Below are 17,717 nucleotides of genomic sequence, written 5' to 3'. Positions count from 1 at the left end.
TGGCGGCGCCCCTCGCGCTTTGCCGCGGCGACCGGCCGTTCTTTCGGCGGGCGCAGCGCATGCTGATGGCAACCGTCCTTGGAGGACTTGCCGTTCGCATGGCGCTTGAATCGCGCCGCTGATACGCTTTAAGCTTCACCCTGACCTTGACATCGGCGCCGTTAAAGCGGAAGCCGCGCCTGGCTGCCTCGCGGTGTCGTATCAAGGAATCTCAGCATGAAACGCAGTGCCGTCGCCGTCAGTTCGAACGTGATCCTGACGGGCGTCTTGTTGATGCTGCTCGGCGATTTTCTCTTTGCGCTCAACGATGCGATGGGCAAATGGCTGGTTGCGAGTTTCGCCGTCGGCCAGGTGCTGGTGATCCGCTCGGTCGGCGCCTTCATCGTGCTCGGTCCGATGATCATCCGGCAAGGGACGCGGCAGCTCTTCAATGTCGAGCATAAGGGGCAGCAGGTGATGCGCGTCATCATGACGACCTGCGATGTCAGCCTGTTTTATGCGGCCGTCGCCTACCTGCCGCTTGCCGATGTCATGACCTTTTATATGGCGGGGCCGATCTATGTCGCCGCGCTTTCGCACTTTTTCCTCGGCGAGAAGATCGGTTGGCGCCGCTGGCTTGCGGTTTTCATCGGCTTTGCCGGTGTCGTCGTAGCGCTGCGTCCATCATCTGCGATGTTGTCCCTGCCATCTCTTTTCGGTCTGACGGGCAGTCTCGCCTTCGCGGTGACGCTGGTGATGAGCCGCTCCTTGCGCGCGACAAGCGACACCACGCTCGTCACCTGGCAGACGATCGCAGCTCTCATTGCCGGAATCATTCTCAGTATCGGCCATTGGCGTCAGGCGACACTTCTCGACTACTCAGGCATGCTGCTTCTGGGCGTCGTCGCCTCCTGCGCCCACCTGCTGATTACCCGATCGCTGAAGCTTGCGCCCGCATCGCTGCTGGCGCCGCTGCAATACACGCTGCTCATATGGGCGATCGTGCTTGGCATGATCTTTTTCGATGACGTACCCGACATGCAGATCCTCATCGGCGCCGCGATCATCGTCGTTGCAGGGCTTTTCATCTTCCACCGGAAAAACCTCAGGGACACGATCACGCCGGATGCCGTTCCACCGGACGGACATTGAGCGTTCAGTCGAAGGATTGTCCCGGCAGGATCAGTCGGTTTTGATCCGCAGGCCGGTTTCATCGAACAGATGCCAATGGCCCGAACGGGGTGCGATGTTGAGGATATCGCCGCGCGCGACCCGGCTCTGGCCTTGCTGGTGCACCAGGATTGGCTCGCCGTTTGGAAGGGTGCAATGCAGATAGCTGTTGGCGCCGTGCTGTTCGGCAACGGCGACCTCGGCTGGCCAGCCGCTTTCACCAACCAGGAAATCTTCGGGCCGCACACCGAGTGTTGCTTTCCGTCCGGCTGCAAGCCCGACTTCAAGGGGCAATTCCAACGCCGGCAATCCGGCGCACTCGAAGGCGAGCGTCCCGTTGGTCGAAGTGCCGATTGTCCCTTCGATGAGGTTCATGCGCGGCGAGCCGATGAAGCCGGCAACGAAAGTGTTGTGCGGGCGATTATAAAGATCAAGCGGCGCACCGACCTGCTCGATGACGCCCTTGCGAAGGACAACGATCTTATCTGCCATTGTCATCGCCTCGATCTGGTCATGCGTCACATAGATCATCGTATTGCCGAGCCGCTCGTGCAGCTTTGTAATCTCGACGCGCATCAGCACCCGCAGTTCCGCATCGAGGTTGGAAAGCGGCTCGTCGAAGAGGAATATCTTCGGATCGCGGGTGATGGCGCGACCGATTGCGACGCGCTGGCGCTGACCGCCGGACAGCTGGCGGGGGCGCCGGTCGAGCAGCGTGTCGATCTGCAAAAGCTTGCCGGCTGCTTCAACGCGGCGGTCGATCTCGTCTTTCGGCATCCGGATATTCTCAAGTCCGAAGCTCAGGTTCTGGCGAACGGTCATGTGGGGATAAAGAGCGTAGGACTGGAAGACCATGGCGACGCCGCGATCGGCCGCCGGCGTGTCGATGACGCTTTCGCCGTTAATGCGGATGTCGCCGCCCGTTGCCTCTTCGAGCCCAGCAATCATTCTAAGCAGCGTCGACTTTCCACAGCCGGACGGGCCGACGAAGACGACGAATTCGCCGTCCGCAATATCGAGATTGATATCGGGGATCACCTGCAGCGTGCCGAAGGATTTGTTGACATTTTCCAGTACGAGGTTTGCCATGAACGAAACTCACTTGATGCCCGTGGATGCGATGCCGGTGGTGATGTAGCGCTGCAGAAAGATGAAGGCGCAGGCAAGCGGCAGCGCCGTCAGGGTCGTCATGGCGAGCATCAGATCGTAACGGACTTCGAACTCGCTCTGGAAAGAGTTAAGCGCCAGCTGCAGCGTATAGACCTCGCGGCGATTGAGCACGATCAAGGGCAGCAGGAAGTCGTTCCAGCGCGACAGGATCGAAAAGATCGCCACAACGGCAAGCGCCGGGCTGGAAAGCGGCAGGACGATCCTCCAGAAGATGCGCCACTCGCTCGCATGATCCATGCGCGCTGCCTCGATCAGTTCGTCAGGGATCGTCAGCATGTATTGGCGTAGCAGGAAGACGCCGGTCGGCGTCGCGACGGTCGGCAGGATGACACCCCAGAGATTTCCGACAAGGCCGAGTTCGGCAACGATGAGGTAAGTCGGCACGAGAACCACGGTGGCCGGGATCATCAGCGTCGACAGGATCGAGATCAAGGCGACGCTGCTGCCTGCGAAACGGTACTTCGAAAGCGCAAAGGCAGCCATGGAATTCATCACCAGCGTGATAATGGTCGCAACAGTGGTGATGAACAGGCTGTTATAGACATAGCGGCCCATCGCCTGGCCGGAACTTGCGACCAGGTTGCTGTAGTTTTCGGTCGCAAGCCGCACCTTGCGGACGGGGACCGCATCGGTCACGGCAACGGTGACACGGCCGGCACCAGGGTTGTCGGGATTGATCATCTGCGCATTCCTGCCAACACGGCGGATCTGCGCAAGCCGCGCCTTCGTGCCGTCCTTCAAGGTTACGTCGAAGAGCGGCAGCGGCTGCTCGAAACCTTCAACCGCGGCTGTTTCGCTGGAATAGGGCAGAAGGCTCGGGGGAAATTCCTGCAGATTGGCTTGCGTTTTGAAAGAAGACAGGACCACCCAGGCAACCGGCGTGAACATGATGAGCAGTCCAAGGACGAGGAAGCCATAGGTGAGCCAATCGGTAACGTCGAGCCTGTTGCGCCCGCGCCGGGCAAAGAGCAAGCCGCGCATGGGAGCTCCGGGTTTGGACAGGGCAACGTCAGCCATGTTGCGAATTCCTCGACAGGCGCAGCTGCAGGCCGGTGAAGATCAAGAGCACGACGCCGAGCAGCAGCGAGGCCGCGGCCGCAAGACCGAAATTGCGAGGCTGCACGGCGAAACCGACCTCGTAGATATATTGGACGATCAGCATCGTCGCAGATCCGGGGCCGCCGCCTGTCAGCACGTAGAGCTCATCGAAGGTCTGGACCGAGCGAATGACGCAGAGAACGAAGACGACGAGCAGGACGGGCTTTAGAAGCGGCAGCGTGATGCGCGTGAAGACCCGCCAGTTGGTGGCGGAGTCCATCTTGGCAGCTTCGTAGACATCGCGCGGGATCGACTGCAGCCCGGCAAGCAGAATGATCGTGTAAAAGCCCATATGCGCCCAGACGGTGACAAAGACCGACCAGAAGAAGGCGGTATTTGGAAATACCAGCCAGTTGACGGGTGAAAGTCCGAGCCAGGTCAGGATGCCGTTCAACGCGCCGTTGCGCTGCAGGATCCACTGCCAGGTCAAGGCCACGACGACAGGCGAAAGCATGACGGGAAAGAAGAAGACGGCGCGAAAGAAGCCGCGGCCGCGGATCTCGCGGTTGAGGCAGACAGCGGCAAGCAGCGCGACGCCGATCATGCAGATCACCTGGATCGGCACGAAGACGAGACTATTGCGGAGGGCCCGCCAGAAGAGATCGCTCGAGCAGGTGGATGCATCGAGGTAGTTGGTGCAGTCGAACAGCGTTTCGTAATTGCCAGAACCGATGAAGGGTCGCTCGCTCGGATAAAGGCGGTCGCTGCCGGTGATCGAATAGAAGATGTTGATCGCGACCGGAAGGAGCGAGAAAAACAGAACGGCGAGGAGGTTCGGCAGAAGAAAGACCCACGGCATGCGCCGGATGCCCAGGATCTTTTGCAGGCCCGTCATCAAAGGTTCGGCGAGCCTTGCCGGCAGGAGGATGATGCCGCCGGCAACTGTCGCAAGTCGAGCCCTTGTGGCCATACCGCTCTCCTTGCCGATCAGCCGGTCTATTGGCCGGCCGCCTTGATGGCGAGCTCGACATCCTGCTTGACACGGTCAAGTGCAGCGTCGACCTCCAATTCGCTGTTCAGGACCTGGCTGATGCGCGTCGTCAGTGCATTCATCATGGCACGCTGATAGCGCCAGCCCTGGAAGCGATAGGCGGCCGGCGCCATTTTCGGGATCTGGGCGATGAAGGTCGAAAGTGATTGTTGCGTGCGCTCAGAGGCGCCCGGATAGGTCACGCCATTTTCGATGAGTGATTTTGCCGCCGGAATCTCGACGGCTGCCGAGACGATTTCGGCATTGTTCTTCGACTGGGCGATATAGTCGATCAGCTTGCCGACCGCTTCGGGCTGTTTGGTATGCTTGAAGCCGACGAGCGCTCCACCGCCCGGCATGACGGTGCACGAAGAAGGCCCGCAGGGCGCAGGTGAAACCTGCCAGTCGAAGAGGTCCCCTACTTCCTTGTCCATCTGGCTGAGCGTCCAGGAACCGCCGAAGTAAAGCACGGTCTTGGCATTCAGGAAATCCGAGAAGAGTTCGCGATGCGTCGCGCCGCCGACCGCTCCCCAAAGGTCCATCGGCATTGTTCCGTCCTTGTGCCATGCGACGAACTGTTCGACGGCGTCCTTCAGCCCCTTGTCGATAACCGGTTTGCCCTGGTCATCGACCAATTCGGCGCCGTAACTGATGGCAAGGCTTGCAAAGCGGTGGCCAGAGCGGTCCATCTCCATGGCGTATTCGGTATTGGTCGCCTTGGCCACCTTGCGTGTCGCTTCTGCCCATTCGGCCCAGGTTGCGCCCTCCTTGGGAACCGGAACGCCCGCCTGCTCGAACAAGGTGAGATTGACATAGGCGCCATTGACGGTGAGCGTCGTCGGCATGCCGTTGATCGCCTTGCTCGTCGGATTGGAGCCACGCAGCCATTGTAGGGTCTGGCTGTATTCCTTCTCGAAATTCGCCGCGTTCACATAAGGCGTCAGGTCGAGATAGTAACGGCTGAGGCCGCCGAGGTCGGTGATGATCGCCGCATCGGGGCCCTCGCCGGATTCGAGTTGCACCGGCAGGCTTTCGACGAGCGACTGATAGGGAACGGTCTCGAGCTTGACCTTGACGCCTGGATTCTCGGATTCGTATCGTTTGACAACGGGATCCATGGTCAGGCAGCCGAAGCCGATATCGTCGCACAAAACGGTGAGTTCCTGCGCCTGGGCAATACCCGTCAGCGCCGTGGCTGCAAGCAGCGTCGAGGCCGCCCACAAGCCGATGCGGGTGCGTTTCATATCCAGATCCTCCAGCGATCGCGACGGGCCTCCCGCCCAGGGTGGCGATCTGCGATAAACTTGTCTGGACTTACCAGATTGTCAACCGGCGAGCCGAAAGATTTTTTGCCAGGACCATAGCTAATGTGGCTGGTTTGGCGCAGTTCCCGTTGCAAAAACATTCTTGACAGGTTCGAGCTTTGAGTGTCTGGTTTGACCAATTATGAGGAGACGAGAAGCCGCAGCTCCCACGGCTTTTGCAGGAGGACGAGACTAAAATGCCGAGATTTGCCGTCGTCGGAATCGATCATCCGCACACGTTTGATCATGTGAAGGGATTGCAAGCGGCGGGTGGAGAATTCGTTGGTTATTGCCCGAAGACCTCTGTTCCGGCGCTGCTCGAAAATTTCAAGAAGACATATCCGGATGCGCCGCAGATCGATCGCGAGACGATTTTCGCCGATCCGTCCATCGACGTCATCTGCATCTCCGCCATTCCGCGCGATCGCGCCGGTCTTGCGATCCGCGCCATGAGGGCCGGCAAGGACGTGATGACGGATAAGCCGGGCGTCACGACGTTTGCGCAGTTGGAGGAGGTCAAGAAGGCCGTCGCCGAGACGGGCAGGATCTTCTCGATCTGCTTTTCGGAGCGCCATTGCGTTCGTTCGGCGGTCAAAGCAGCCAAACTCGTCAAGGAAGGCGCGATCGGCAAGGTCATACAGACGCTCGGCATGGGACCGCACCGGCTCCAGCTTCCGACGCGGCCGGACTGGTTTTTCGATCCCGAAGCCTTTGGCGGCATCATCGTCGACATCGCCTCGCATCAGATCGACCAGTTTCTCTTCTATACCGGCTCGACGAGGGGCGACGTCGTCGCAAGCGCAATCGGCAACTTCGGCATGCCGGAGAAACCGGCATTCCAGGACTTCGGCGAGGTATTGCTTCGCTCCGACAAGGCGTCTGGCTATGTCCGCGTCGACTGGTTTACGCCCGAGGCGCTGCCGACCTGGGGCGACGGACGTCTGACCATTCTCGGCACCAAAGGCTATATCGAGCTTCGCAAATACATCGATATTTCCGGCCGCCCCGGCAAGGATCATCTATTCCTCGTGAACGGCGAGGAAAATACCTACATCGACTGCAGCAGCGAGAAGCTCGACTATTTTGAAGCATTCACCGCCGATGTGCGCGATCGCACGGAAACGGCGATGACGCAGGCGCACGTCTACGAGGTCTGCCGCCTTTCGCTTGAGGCGCAGGCCAAGGCTTCCCGGCTCGGCGGACGATAGGAGGAGATATCATGACGAAGAAATTGCGCGTTGGCGTAATCGGTGCGGGCATCGCGTCGCGCCATCTGATCGGCTACGACTGGAACAAGGATCTTTTCGACGTGCCGGTGCTTTGCTCGCTGGACGAAGAACGCGGCCGCGAACTTTGCCAAAAGCATGGCATTGGCGAGTATACTCAGAATGTCGACGACCTTTTTGTCCGCAACGATCTCGACATCATCGATATTTCGACACCGCCGGATTCTCATTTCGAACTCTGCAAGAAGGGCATCGAATCGGGAAAACATGTGATTTGTGAAAAGCCGCTCTTCGGCTCGATTGCCGACGTCGACGAGATGAGTCGCATTGTCGCGCGTTCCGGCGGCAAGAAACTCATGCCGATCTTCCAGTATCGCTACGGCTCCGGTCTTCAGAAGCTGAAGCTGCTGATCGAGCTTGGTCTGACCGGGCGCCCCTTCCTGACAACGATCGAAACTCATTGGTGGCGTGGCCCTGCCTATTACGAAGTTCCGTGGCGCGGAAAGTGGAAGAGCGAGCTCGGCGGCGGCCTGCTTGGCCACGCGATCCATGCGCACGACATGCTGAATTATGTGCATGGCGCCTGCGCCGAAGTCTTTGCCTATGGCGCGACGCTGGTAAACAAGATCGAAGTCGAAGATACGATGGCGCTTTCCGTCAAGATGCAAAACGGATCGCTGGCGGTCCTTTCCATGACGCTCGGCTCACGCAAGGAGATCTCGCGCCTGCGCTTCTGCTTCCATGATCTCGTCGCCGAAAGCATTCTCGAGCCTTATACGATGGGTCGCGATCCGTGGAGCTTCATCGCAGGCACCGAGGAGCACCAGAAGCGTGTCGACGAAGCACTGGCCGGCTACGAAGTGAAGGAAGACGGCTACACCCGCCAGTTCGAGCTGTTCCATCAGGCGATCGTCGAAGACAAGGAGCCGCCGGTGACGCTGCAGGACGCGCGCAATTCGCTGGAACTGGTGACGGCTGCCTATCATTCGCAGCGCACCGGCAAGCCGACGCCGCTGCCGATCACCGCCGAGCATCCGCTTTACCACTCGTGGCTTCCGGACGAGGAGCGGCGTATGGCCGCCAGCGCCTGAGCGCCAAACAGACATGCGCCACCCATCTTAAGGGTGGCGCCGCAAGGAGGTATCATGGGGGCAGCCGTACCAGCGCTTCGGCTTCAGGGGGAGCAGCGGCTTTATCAGATCGTCGCACGCCGTATAGCGCGCATGATCGAGGCAAACGCCAAGAACCCGGACTGGCGCATGCCTTCCGAACGCGAGCTTGCCGAAGAACTCCAAGTCAGCCGCCCGGTCGTGCGCGAGGCGGTTATTGCTTTGGAGATGCGCGGACTGGTCGAGGTCAAGGGCAGGGCAGGCATCGTCGTTTTGCCGGTTCGCGGCAATCAGGTCAATTTTGACAAGATCAGTGCGGATGCCGGACCCGGTCCCTTCGAGCTTCTGGAAGCCCGGCTTGCAGTCGAGGCGAGTGCCGCCGCCATGGCGGCCGAACGCGCCACGAACTACGATATTGCCGTGCTCGAGGACTGTATCGCTCAGATGGAGCATGAGACCGATGTCACCTTAAACAACGAAAAGGGCGACCGAGATTTCCATGTGACGATTGCGCGCATGACCGGAAATGCCATCATCGTTTCAATCGTCGAGGCGCTTTGGGTTCAGCGCGACGAGTCGCTGATGTGGAAAAAACTGCATGAGCATATCCACGCGCCAAGCGTGCGCCCGCTCTGGATCGGCGATCACCATGCAATCCTGACAGCTCTGCGTCTGCGCAATCCCGACGCCGCCTATAAGGCGATGGCGCGCCACATCCGCAACGTCAGTAACGAATTGATGGAAGCTGACGAAAGGGGACGATTTGCGCCGGCCTTCATGCAGGCCGATGATGGAAAATCGCGCTAGCCGTATGGTCCCAACGGTCGCGCATGCGACGCACATCGGGTAGACCGGATGATTCCTTCCTTCGCCAGTCGCATGGGGGCGAAGTCGAAGAGTGGCGAGAGCCGAATGGTCCCACCAGAATACTTGTTCAGCGCCGAGTTTCGTCCGTGATTGTCAAGATTGTCGAACGCCAGATTTGCGATGTCACGTCTTAGATACGCAGCGATGCCGGCAAAGGGATCAGACGAGAATTGTTTCAGGATTGCCGACACAAGGCCGCCCGGAGCAGGAGGGGAAGATCGGCTTCGTGCGAAGCTTCGTTCAGCTCAAGGTGTTCGGCAAGTTTCCGGCGCGCATGTCTTTGTGGCATTAGATCCAACAGGAAGTGCGGCCAGTGACGACCGTATCGGTTTTCAAGGTCTACGGGATAGCGGATGGATAGGGCGCGATGGTCGCAAGCCGCCCTTCCATTGGCAAAATCGACAGAAGCTGCCTCAACAAAGTAATCAAAATCGTAGTCAATGACCGAGGCACCCGCATAGCCAGCTGCTTCGCCTTGGGGTTGTAGGGTCGCGGCCCCAGGCCATTCGCCATTAGCGCATTAATTGACGCATTAAAGATGGGGTGTTGCCGCCCTCCCCAGACGGCATCGCAGTGTGCCAGGATGTGGTCGGATAGGCCACAAAGCGGAGAGGACGGCACCGGCCAGCGGCCTCTGAAAGCGGCGCGCAAAAAGGCCTGACAGAAGACCGCACTCGATCACACGTTCAGACAGTCAAAAAACTTCTTGCGCAACGGGCGGCAACCACAGAAGGGGATTAAACATGCGCCTGACGTAAGAAAATCAACCTCCTGTGATGGTACAATAGAGAGCGCAGTGGCCAATGGAGGGCGGGTTTGGTCTCAATCCAAGTGGCTCGGCAGGACGCCAAGACCGCCCACGCCAGCCATAGCATCCGTGCCGGATTCGAGCCGCAAGAGGTACGTTTCCCGCACCCCCTTTCATCGCGCCGAACGCTCGGTGAGGCAAACGAGGAAAAGAACCTCCGAAAACGGAATGGCGGCCCCTCGACCGCTCTCTCACGGTCAGGATGGTTTGGCACCGAGCGCGTGCAGGATACCGCGCAGTTCCGCCAATCCGCGCATGCGGCCGATCGCGGGATAGCCTGGCGTGACGGTCTTGTTCAGGTCGTCCAGCATACGGTGACCATGGTCGGAGCGAAACACGATTTCGCCTTCCGGGCTGCGCTTGCGGTCCTCGGCCACGAGTTCCTTGAGAACTGCGACCATATCGACATCGCCTTCCAGATGTGCGCTCTCATGGAAGGAGCGGCCGTCGCCTTCGCGCTTGGTGGCGCGCAGGTGTGCGAAGTAAATGCGCGAGGCAAAGCGGCGGGCGATCGCCGGCATGTCGTTGTCGGCGCGCACTCCGAGGCTGCCGGTGCAGTAGCACATACCGTTTGCCTGTGATGGTACGGCCTCGAAAAGGGCAGCGTAGTCGTCTGCCGTCGAGGCAATGCGCGGCAGGCCGAAGAGCGAACGCGGCGGATCGTCCGGATGGAGCGTCAGCTTGACGCCGCGCGCTTCGGCGGCAGGTGTGACGGCCTGAAGGAATTCGATGAGGTGCTGGCGAAGCTTGGCGGCGTCGATGCCGGCATAGGCGGCAAGCTTTTCGCGGAAGCCGGGAATGGTCAAAGGCTCGGTGGTCGAGCCCGGCAGCGCCGAGGTTATGATGCGTGTGATCTCGGCGATCTCCGCTTCCGGCATAGCCTCGTAGACATCGCGGGCGCGTTGCCGGTCCTCCGCTGAATATTCCTTTTCGGCGCCCTGACGCTGCAGCACGAAGAGGTCGAAGGCAGCAAAGCGTTCGTGGTCGAAGCGCATGGCGGTCGCGCCCGTTGATATCTCGTAGTCGAGCTCGGTGCGTGTCCAGTCGACTACGGGCATGAAGTTGTAGCAGATGATCGGGATCCCGCAGGCGGCGACGGCTTCGAGGCTTGCAATCCAGGCCTCGATTTCGGCCTTGGCCTGGCCACCCTTGCGCTTGACTGCGTCGGGGATCGGAATGCTCTCGACGACGGACCACGTGAGGGACGAGCGGCCGGGCGGCGTATTCTCGATCATCGATTTGCGTTCGCCGACTTCGCTTTTCGTCCAGGCGCGGCCGATCGGTATCTGATGCAGCGAGGAAACGATGTTCGTCGCGCCTGTCTGGCGTACATCGTCCAAAGTGACGGGAGCCTCAGGCCCAAACCATCTCCAACCTTGCCGCATCTGTTTCCTCCTTGCTGTCTCGTTGTTTATGGGTTCTGCCGGCTGCTTCAGCAGAAATAATCGGGATAACGTGTGCGAAGCTCCGCGACGTCGGGAATGACGGCGCTCAGATGGTGAAGCATCGCGTTGCGAGCGGCGTTCTCATCGTGGGCTGCGATCGCATCGCGGATAGCACAGTGTTCGGGAACTACGTTGTCCATGCGGCCCAAGGCTGGAAGCGTCAGCCGCCGGGCTCGGTCGATCTGCACCTTGACCGTTTTCAGGATGGTCCAGATACCGGGATAGCCCGCGATCTGGATTATCGCCTCGTGAAAGGCCTCGTCTTCTTCATGGAAGCTGGACACGTCGCCGAGGGCGGCAAGCGCCTTCTGCCGGGAGATGATGGCATCGAGCCGGGCAATGTGATGCGGCTTGGCCATTCTGGCAGCACTTTCGATAGTCGTGCCCTCCAGTGCTTTGCGAACGACAACCGCTTCTGGGATTGCCGATATGGGGATACGCGAAACGACGGTGCCGGACTGCGGATAAATCTCCACGAGCCCGCCTTCGGCAAGACGAAGCAGCGCTTCACGCACCGGCGTGCGGCTGACGCCGAATTCCTCGGCGATTCGCTTTTCCTGAAGCGCAATTCCCGGCGGCATGCGCAGCGAAACGATGTCGGCATGAAGCCGCTCGAAAATCGCATCCGCCGCCGTTACGCGGCGAAGCTTCGCCGGTCTTTCCAAAAGAGCCGGAAAGTCGATCGCTTCGGAACCGGACGCCTGCCGCATGGACTGCCTGAAATGTCTTCGTTTGCATACTAGTATATCAATTGCAGCCTGTTGCCAAGGCGCGCCGAAAGGAGCGGCGCCGACAGCAACCGTGCACTGGCCCTTGCAGGCCTTCTGACTGCTGATGCGCATGATGCCGACACAGACGAATCACAGTACGACGCCAAGACCGAGAAGCACGGGGCGATCAGGTACTGAACCGGAGCGGAAACACACAGGTGATCGAACCCAGCACCGGCGCAATCGTGGGTGCTTTGAAATGCGAATGCCCAACCCTGTCGCGTAAAAGCACGAGCGCGGCGATATTGACGACGGCGAAGAGCGAATGCAGTTATTGTCGGACCCCTCTGAAAAGGAGGAGCATGAGCGGGATAGCGTTGGAGACGCTTGCGGATCAGCCGGGATGAAATCGGGTCATGGGACCGGTCTGCTCTTGCTTTTCATCGTCGGCGATATTCTCGGAACGTGTATTTATGCGGTGACAGGACGGGGCGCCCAATCTCTTGGCAACTACAGCGGGAAACGGGAAAGGAAAGCAGTATTTTGAGCGTTGGGCTTGAATTTGCTGCGTTGCAGCATTACCTTTTAATGGTCCGAAGCGATTCACCCTCCTCCCGAGCCGCTTCGGTCCGACGGGCAGCACTCCTCCTCCCAAGCTGCCAGTCATTATCGAAGCCCGGCGCACCTCCTCCCGCGCCGGGCTTTTTATTGCGAAGCGAACGCTTGCCGCAATGCCCCGGACGCAAGCTGGAAAGGGGCCGGCATCGCCCAGCAGCTTCGGCTATCCAAGGGTGAAGTACCCCTCCGACACTGTCGGTATACAAGGCTTGGCGAGTGCTTTTTCCCGGTGGATGCGGTATAGTGTTTTCTTGAGGGTTGTCCTGGGGAGGGCCCCCGATGGTTATTTCTTCCTGGCTGGAAAGCTTGGGATGTGGGCAGTACGCCTCGGCCTTCGAGATCAATGCGATTGACGCGGAGATGCTGCCGAAGCTGACCTCCGACGACCTTAAAGAGATCGGGGTGGCTCCCCTCGCGCACAGAAAGAAAATACTCGAGGCAATTGCTGGACTTGACAACGGCCAAGCGGCCCCGCGTCTTTGTCTTCAGGCGGATTTGACCGCCGTTCCTCCTCGTCCCCAACCATTGTCCGCGCGGCCCCGAGAGGCGGAAAGACGCCAGCTGACCGTGATGTTCGTCGACCTGGTGGGTTCTACTGGCTTTTCCACCCATCTCGATCCTGAGGAAATGGGCGCGCTGTTGCGTGAGTTCCAAAATGCCGTGGCGGGCGGCGTCGTCCGCTTTGACGGCTACGTGGCGAAGCTGATGGGCGATGGCGTGCTTTGTTATTTCGGCTGGCCCCAGACCCACGAGGACGAAGCCGAGCGAGCCGTCAAGGCAGGTCTTGCGGTTGTAGAAACGGTCAAGGGCTTGTCGACCAAGGGCGGCCAGCAACTCTCCGTTCGTGTTGGGATAGCGACCGGTCTGGTGGTCGTCGGCGATTTAGTCGGGTCCGGCGCCGCTCAAGAGAATGCAGTTGTCGGCGAGACACCAAACCTCGCGGCCAGACTGCAAGCTCTCGCTGAACCGAACACGGTGCTGATTTCTGAACTTACATTCCGACTGACAGGTAAGCTCTTCGAGGTGAAGCGTATCCGTCCGCAGAAACTGCACGGTTTCGATACCCCCACGAATTCCTACCAAGTAATCGGGGAGGGCCGGGCGGAAAGCCGTTTCGACGCTCTCCACGCGGGAGGCACTGCTGCGCTGGCGGGGCGAGATCTTGACCTGGCCTTGTTGACCGAGCGATGGAATCTCGCGACGTCGGGGGAAGGTCAGGTTGTCGAGCTCTTTGGCGAAGCAGGGATCGGAAAGTCACGCATCCTCGAGGAACTTCGCGAACGGTTGAAGGAGGAGAACGTCACATATTTGCGTTATTTCTGCTCACCTTATCATACGCAGAGCGCGCTTTTCCCAGTGATTGACCAGTTGCTGCGCGCTGCCAGCATTTCACGGACGGATCCGCCCGAACGGCAGCTGGCGTTTCTAGAAGGAGTGCTTGCAGCGACCAATAATCCGCAGGAGGAAGTGCCGCTGATCGCCACCCTGCTGTCGATTCCCACGGGAGACCGTTATCCCAAACCCGATCTGATGCCGCAAAAGTTGAAAACGCGCACATTCGAGGTCTTGGTCGACCAACTGGTGGCCCTCGCGGGAGCAAAGCCTATTCTCATGCTGCTTGAGGATGCTCATTATCTTGATCCGGTATCGGCCGAGCTCTTCGATGTGATTGTGGATCGGATTCAAAAGCTTCCAATCATGCTCGTCGCCACATCCCGGCCGGAAGGCCTGGTTCGGTGGAATGGCCTTCCGCACGCAACTTTATTGACACTGAACCGATTGAGTCGTGCGCAGGCGGCCTCGATTATCATGGCCATGACAGGAGGAAAGCGTCTTCCACCCTCGGTTCTCGACCAAATTCTTTCAAAAACCGAGGGCGTGCCGCTTTTCATCGAGGAATTGACCAAGGTCATCTTGGAATCAGGCATGCTTAGCGACACCGGCGAGGATTACGAACTGTCAGGTCCCTTGCCTCCGCTTGCGGTACCCGCAACGCTGCACGACTCCTTGATGGCAAGGCTCGATCGGCTGGCGTCTGTCAGGGAGGTGGCTCAGATCGGTGCAGTGATCGGCCGGGAATTCAGTCACGAATTGCTGGCTGCTGCCGCTGGGCTGACAGAACCCGAGCTGGAGAGGGCGACTGACCAGCTTGTGGCCGCAGGCCTGGTATTCCGCCGTGGGGGAGGCGGCGATGTCACCTACGCCTTCAAACACGCACTGGTTCAAGATGCCGCTTACGGGAGCCTTTTATTGAGCCGACGCCAACAGCTACACGCGCGAATTGCACACATCATGGAGGAACACTTCCCTGAAAAGGTGGAAGCTGAGCCCGAGCTGCTTGCTCATCATTTCAACCAAGCCTGTCTTTTAGACAAGGCCGTCGAGTACAACGAATTGGCCGGACGGCGCGCGCTTTCGCGCTCCTCGATTTCGGAAGCCCTTGTCCGGTTCCGGAATGCCCTGAACGGATTGGCGGCCCTCCCGCCTTGCCAGGAGCGATCGCGGCGAGAACTAGCGATTCAGGTCGCGTTCGGCAGCGCGCAAGTGGCAGCGCATGGCTTTGCCGCACCGGAAACAGGAGCGGCGTACCTGCGGGCACAGGAGCTGTGCGAAGAGCTGGATGAGGTGCACCAGCTGTTCCCGGTCCTCTACGGCCTCTGTCTCTACCATCTCTATGCGGCCGAGCTTGCTGAAGCGCGTCGCGCCGCCGACAAGCTGCTGGAGCTGGCCGGTCAGAATAATGACCGCGGCCTGTCTTTCTTCGCCCATCGGGCGGCCGGTGTCAGCGCGCTTCCCGCGGGCGAATTTTTGCGTGCTCGCGCCCATTTGAAGGAAGCGCTGTCGCTTTATGACCCGCAGGAGCATCGGTCTGAAGCATTCGTGTATGCCTTTGACCCCCGCGTCGTCTGTCTCGACTACCTGGCCCGCACTCTATTGCCGCTTGGTTTGCCCGATCAGGCGATTGCGGCCAATGATGAAGCGGTGCGGGAAGCGAGAAGCTTAGGACACCGCAACAGTCTCGCCCTGCCTTTGTTTTTCGGGGGTGTCGTCCATCAGATACTAGGCAATCGGGAGGCTGTGAAGAGTCGGGCCTATGAACTCCTGGAAATCTCGGAAGAGGCGGGATTTCGCTTTTGGCAGGCAGGAGCAATGATCCTGCATGCCTGGGCAATTGCCGAGGAGGGCGAAACAGATCGTGGCAGATCCGATTTGTTGAGGGGTATTGAAGAGTGGCGTCGCACCGGGGCGAAGTATATGTCGCCGTACTTCTCGGCGGTTCAAGCCCAGATCGCCATGAAAGCCGGACATCCGGGTGCGGCCCTCACGCTCCTTGTGGAAGCACAGCAGGTCATCGAACGTACCAATGAGCGTTGGTTCGCGGCCGAGGTTTTCCGTCTTCAGGGAGAGGCCATGCTGCAAATCGATCCCGAACGGAAAACGATGGCTGCGGAGCGTTTCGGCGAGGCACTGGCCACTGCCCGAGCACAGGGCGCACGCTTTTGGGAATTGAGGGCAGCATTGAGCCTTGCGCGGATTGACAACGAAGTTTCTGCGCGTGAACAGCTTGCCCGAATTTGTGAAAGTTTCACAGAGGGTACGGCACTGCCAGACCTTAAGAACGCACAATTGCTAAGCGGACACACCGCAGGAGCAGCTTAGCCCACGGGAGGTGACCATGCCGGAGCCGAATATCCGCGAAATAGTCAAAGACGCTAACGACCGCTGGAATGCAGCTTTCAACAGCAAAGATTCAGCTTCGATAGCGGCTCTATACACCGAAGACGGAACCGTGCTGCCGCACACACATGCAATCGTAAAAGGCCGCACGGCAATCGCCGATTTCTGGGCCGGAATGATCTCGGCTGGGATCAAAGGCCACGGCATAGAATTGCTTGATGCCCAGGATGCGGGCGACATCGCATATTCCAGCGGCAAGTGGTGGGCGTCAGGTTTGGGAGAAGACGGGAAGGCGATGCGCTACGAGGGCACGGTCGTCACGATCTTGCGAAAACAAAGCGACGGTTCCTGGAAGACGTGCCTGCACACGTGGAACTGAAGCGGCTTCAGACGGGGCCCTTTCAGCGAATTCTCACCGGGTGTGTCGCTAGTTGACGCGTTTTGCCGAACGCAAGAGGAAGGCGCAGGTGCGAACCGGCGGTGCTTTCCGATCAATGGCCGTCCGTTGCCAGAACATTTGAAGGTACCGATCGGGACGAACCGATCGGCTGGAGCTGTTGCTCGAGCAGATCAAGGCTGTCGAGGCTGCCCGCGACGCCAGCACCGGCGATGCTGCCCACCTTGAAAGGCATCGGACCGGAATTTACCGCCGTGCTCTGGTCGCAGCGTTGTCGCGTCACGTCGACAACCGACGACAGGTTACCGCCCATGCCGGACTTGGCCGACACCTTGGCAAAGTGGCTCGGTCGGTCATGACCAGGGTCTTACAATCCGGCAATCCAAGGCTGCGGATGACGATGATCCAGATGGCCTGGTTGTGGGTGCCCCAAGCAGAACAGTGGCCGTCTCAAGTGCAAAAATGTCACCCTGACGACAGTCCCGCGTTGACCCCCTCCTCATATAAGCAAATGCCACCAACAGCAGCTTTCGGCCCGATTGTCCGAACGTCGCAAAAAAGTTTCTCCGTGCCGCTCAAAGGCTTCTGGAGTATGCTGTAGGCACGCGGTCCGAGCAGATGGAGGAGGAGCCATGCAGGTCGGTTCCTGGCTGCGCGATCAGGGCCTGGAACAGTACGAGGAAGCGTTCAGGCAAAACGACATCGATCCCGAGATACTTCGGGATCTTACCGCCGAAGACCTGATTGGGCTCGGCGTCATATCAGTAGGGCACCGCCGTAGACTGCTCGCCGCGATTGCAGCGCTGCGCGAGACCGTTCGACAGTCGCCCAGGCCAGGGGATACATCAGCCGCCACCGGGGCGGAGCGCCGCCAGCTCACCGTGATGTTTGTCGACCTCGTCGAGTCGACTGCGCTCTCGTTACGCCTTGACCCGGAGGAGATGAGCGAATTGCTGCGACACTATCAGGGTGCAGTGGCGGGCGCGATTGCGCGGTTCGAGGGACACGTTGCAAAGTACATGGGCGAGGTGGGGGGTGTGCACTCCAGCGTTCCCCGGTCTCCAGCTGATGATGGCGAACGTGCCCGGGGGGGGGGGGTGGTGGGACAGGGGGGCGTGCGGGAGAGGCGTCGAACCGACGGTGGAGGCGTGCGGCGGTGGGGGGGCCG

General features: G+C 59.7%; 13 protein-coding genes and 2 pseudogenes. 8 read left to right on the top strand and 7 right to left on the bottom strand.

Annotated features, from left to right (window positions below):
- Window positions 1-216 precede the first annotated feature (216 nt).
- Window positions 217-1,131 carry a DMT family transporter gene (locus C9413_RS12015; RefSeq protein WP_040116374.1) on the top strand — a complete coding sequence of 305 codons (915 nt, stop codon included), beginning with the start codon at window positions 217-219 and terminating at the stop codon, window positions 1,129-1,131.
- Between the two features lie 30 nt (window positions 1,132-1,161).
- Here the strand turns inward: C9413_RS12015 and ugpC are convergent, their stop codons facing one another.
- From ugpC to C9413_RS11995, 4 genes are all read right to left on the bottom strand, one after another.
- Entirely contained in the window at window positions 1,162-2,238 is a 1,077-nt protein-coding gene (ugpC, locus tag C9413_RS12010) for a sn-glycerol-3-phosphate ABC transporter ATP-binding protein UgpC (RefSeq protein WP_040116373.1), read from the bottom strand.
- 9 nt (window positions 2,239-2,247) lie between these two features.
- Window positions 2,248-3,336: a carbohydrate ABC transporter permease gene (locus C9413_RS12005; RefSeq protein WP_040116372.1), complete on the bottom strand. Its 1,089-nt coding sequence runs from the start codon at window positions 3,334-3,336 to the stop codon at window positions 2,248-2,250.
- A complete protein-coding gene (locus C9413_RS12000; RefSeq protein ID WP_052451943.1) occupies window positions 3,329-4,252 on the bottom strand; it encodes a sugar ABC transporter permease in 924 nt (307 codons plus the stop codon). The genes C9413_RS12005 and C9413_RS12000 overlap by 8 nt, the downstream gene beginning before the upstream one ends.
- A gap of 101 nt (window positions 4,253-4,353) precedes the next feature.
- Window positions 4,354-5,631, bottom strand: coding sequence for an ABC transporter substrate-binding protein (locus tag C9413_RS11995; RefSeq protein ID WP_040116370.1), 1,278 nt, complete (start codon window positions 5,629-5,631; stop codon window positions 4,354-4,356).
- A gap of 257 nt (window positions 5,632-5,888) precedes the next feature.
- Here C9413_RS11995 and C9413_RS11990 point away from each other — a divergent pair, with 257 nt between their 5' ends.
- From C9413_RS11990 to C9413_RS11980, 3 genes are read left to right on the top strand one after another with little or no spacing between them, the layout of a single operon-like run.
- Window positions 5,889-6,899, top strand: a complete 1,011-nt coding sequence (locus C9413_RS11990) for a Gfo/Idh/MocA family oxidoreductase (RefSeq protein ID WP_040116369.1) — start codon at window positions 5,889-5,891, stop codon at window positions 6,897-6,899.
- An 11-nt stretch (window positions 6,900-6,910) separates the two neighbouring features.
- Entirely contained in the window at window positions 6,911-8,008 is a 1,098-nt protein-coding gene (locus C9413_RS11985; RefSeq protein WP_040116368.1) for a Gfo/Idh/MocA family oxidoreductase, read from the top strand.
- Window positions 8,009-8,062: 54 nt separating this feature from the next.
- On the top strand, window positions 8,063-8,833 hold the full coding sequence (locus C9413_RS11980; protein ID WP_170250486.1) for a FadR/GntR family transcriptional regulator: 771 nt from the start codon (window positions 8,063-8,065) through the stop codon (window positions 8,831-8,833).
- On the opposite strand, the gene C9413_RS33245 is transcribed toward C9413_RS11980, so the two are convergent.
- From C9413_RS33245 to C9413_RS11965, 3 genes are all read right to left on the bottom strand, one after another.
- A complete protein-coding gene (locus C9413_RS33245; RefSeq protein ID WP_223844107.1) occupies window positions 8,830-9,084 on the bottom strand; it encodes a HipA domain-containing protein in 255 nt (84 codons plus the stop codon). The two genes, C9413_RS11980 and C9413_RS33245, sit on opposite strands and share 4 nt — an antisense overlap.
- 814 nt (window positions 9,085-9,898) lie before the next feature.
- Complete coding sequence (gene uxuA, locus C9413_RS11970; RefSeq protein ID WP_040116366.1) at window positions 9,899-11,086, bottom strand: mannonate dehydratase; 1,188 nt, start codon at window positions 11,084-11,086, stop codon at window positions 9,899-9,901.
- 47 nt (window positions 11,087-11,133) lie between these two features.
- Entirely contained in the window at window positions 11,134-11,856 is a 723-nt protein-coding gene (locus C9413_RS11965; protein ID WP_040116365.1) for a GntR family transcriptional regulator, read from the bottom strand.
- Window positions 11,857-12,753: 897 nt separating this feature from the next.
- Here C9413_RS11965 and C9413_RS11960 point away from each other — a divergent pair.
- The 4 genes and pseudogenes from C9413_RS11960 to C9413_RS11945 form a co-directional block, all read left to right on the top strand.
- The gene (locus C9413_RS11960) at window positions 12,754-16,134 is read left to right on the top strand and encodes an adenylate/guanylate cyclase domain-containing protein (protein WP_170250485.1); all 3,381 of its coding nucleotides are present in this window, start codon (window positions 12,754-12,756) and stop codon (window positions 16,132-16,134) included.
- A 16-nt stretch (window positions 16,135-16,150) separates the two neighbouring features.
- Window positions 16,151-16,531: an SgcJ/EcaC family oxidoreductase gene (locus C9413_RS11955; protein ID WP_052451906.1), complete on the top strand. Its 381-nt coding sequence runs from the start codon at window positions 16,151-16,153 to the stop codon at window positions 16,529-16,531.
- A gap of 114 nt (window positions 16,532-16,645) precedes the next feature.
- Window positions 16,646-16,976 (top strand): annotated as a pseudogene (locus C9413_RS33240) (transposase); the annotation flags it as partial.
- A gap of 205 nt (window positions 16,977-17,181) precedes the next feature.
- A pseudogene (locus C9413_RS11945) lies at window positions 17,182-17,717 on the top strand (adenylate cyclase); the annotation flags it as partial.

The organism is Rhizobium sp. SEMIA 4085, assembly GCF_013004495.1.
Taxonomy (GTDB): domain Bacteria; phylum Pseudomonadota; class Alphaproteobacteria; order Rhizobiales; family Rhizobiaceae; genus Rhizobium; species Rhizobium gallicum.
Note: the sequence above shows the minus strand (reverse complement) of the source record. Positions and strands in the feature narration are given on the sequence as shown.

Excerpts from the sequence above, each read along its gene's own strand:
- C9413_RS11990 (WP_040116369.1), top strand. The coding sequence starts at position 5,889 with ATGCCGAGATTTGCCGTCGTCGGAATCGATCATCCGCACACGTTTGAT.
- C9413_RS11960 (WP_170250485.1), top strand. The coding sequence starts at position 12,754 with ATGGTTATTTCTTCCTGGCTGGAAAGCTTGGGATGTGGGCAGTACGCC.
- C9413_RS12005 (WP_040116372.1), bottom strand. The coding sequence starts at position 3,336 with ATGGCTGACGTTGCCCTGTCCAAACCCGGAGCTCCCATGCGCGGCTTG.
- uxuA (WP_040116366.1), bottom strand. The coding sequence starts at position 11,086 with ATGCGGCAAGGTTGGAGATGGTTTGGGCCTGAGGCTCCCGTCACTTTG.
- C9413_RS11995 (WP_040116370.1), bottom strand. The coding sequence starts at position 5,631 with ATGAAACGCACCCGCATCGGCTTGTGGGCGGCCTCGACGCTGCTTGCA.
- C9413_RS11980 (WP_170250486.1), top strand. The coding sequence starts at position 8,063 with ATGGGGGCAGCCGTACCAGCGCTTCGGCTTCAGGGGGAGCAGCGGCTT.
- C9413_RS11965 (WP_040116365.1), bottom strand. The coding sequence starts at position 11,856 with ATGCGGCAGGCGTCCGGTTCCGAAGCGATCGACTTTCCGGCTCTTTTG.
- ugpC (WP_040116373.1), bottom strand. The coding sequence starts at position 2,238 with ATGGCAAACCTCGTACTGGAAAATGTCAACAAATCCTTCGGCACGCTG.
- C9413_RS11955 (WP_052451906.1), top strand. The coding sequence starts at position 16,151 with ATGCCGGAGCCGAATATCCGCGAAATAGTCAAAGACGCTAACGACCGC.
- C9413_RS12000 (WP_052451943.1), bottom strand. The coding sequence starts at position 4,252 with ATGACGGGCCTGCAAAAGATCCTGGGCATCCGGCGCATGCCGTGGGTC.
- C9413_RS11985 (WP_040116368.1), top strand. The coding sequence starts at position 6,911 with ATGACGAAGAAATTGCGCGTTGGCGTAATCGGTGCGGGCATCGCGTCG.
- C9413_RS12015 (WP_040116374.1), top strand. The coding sequence starts at position 217 with ATGAAACGCAGTGCCGTCGCCGTCAGTTCGAACGTGATCCTGACGGGC.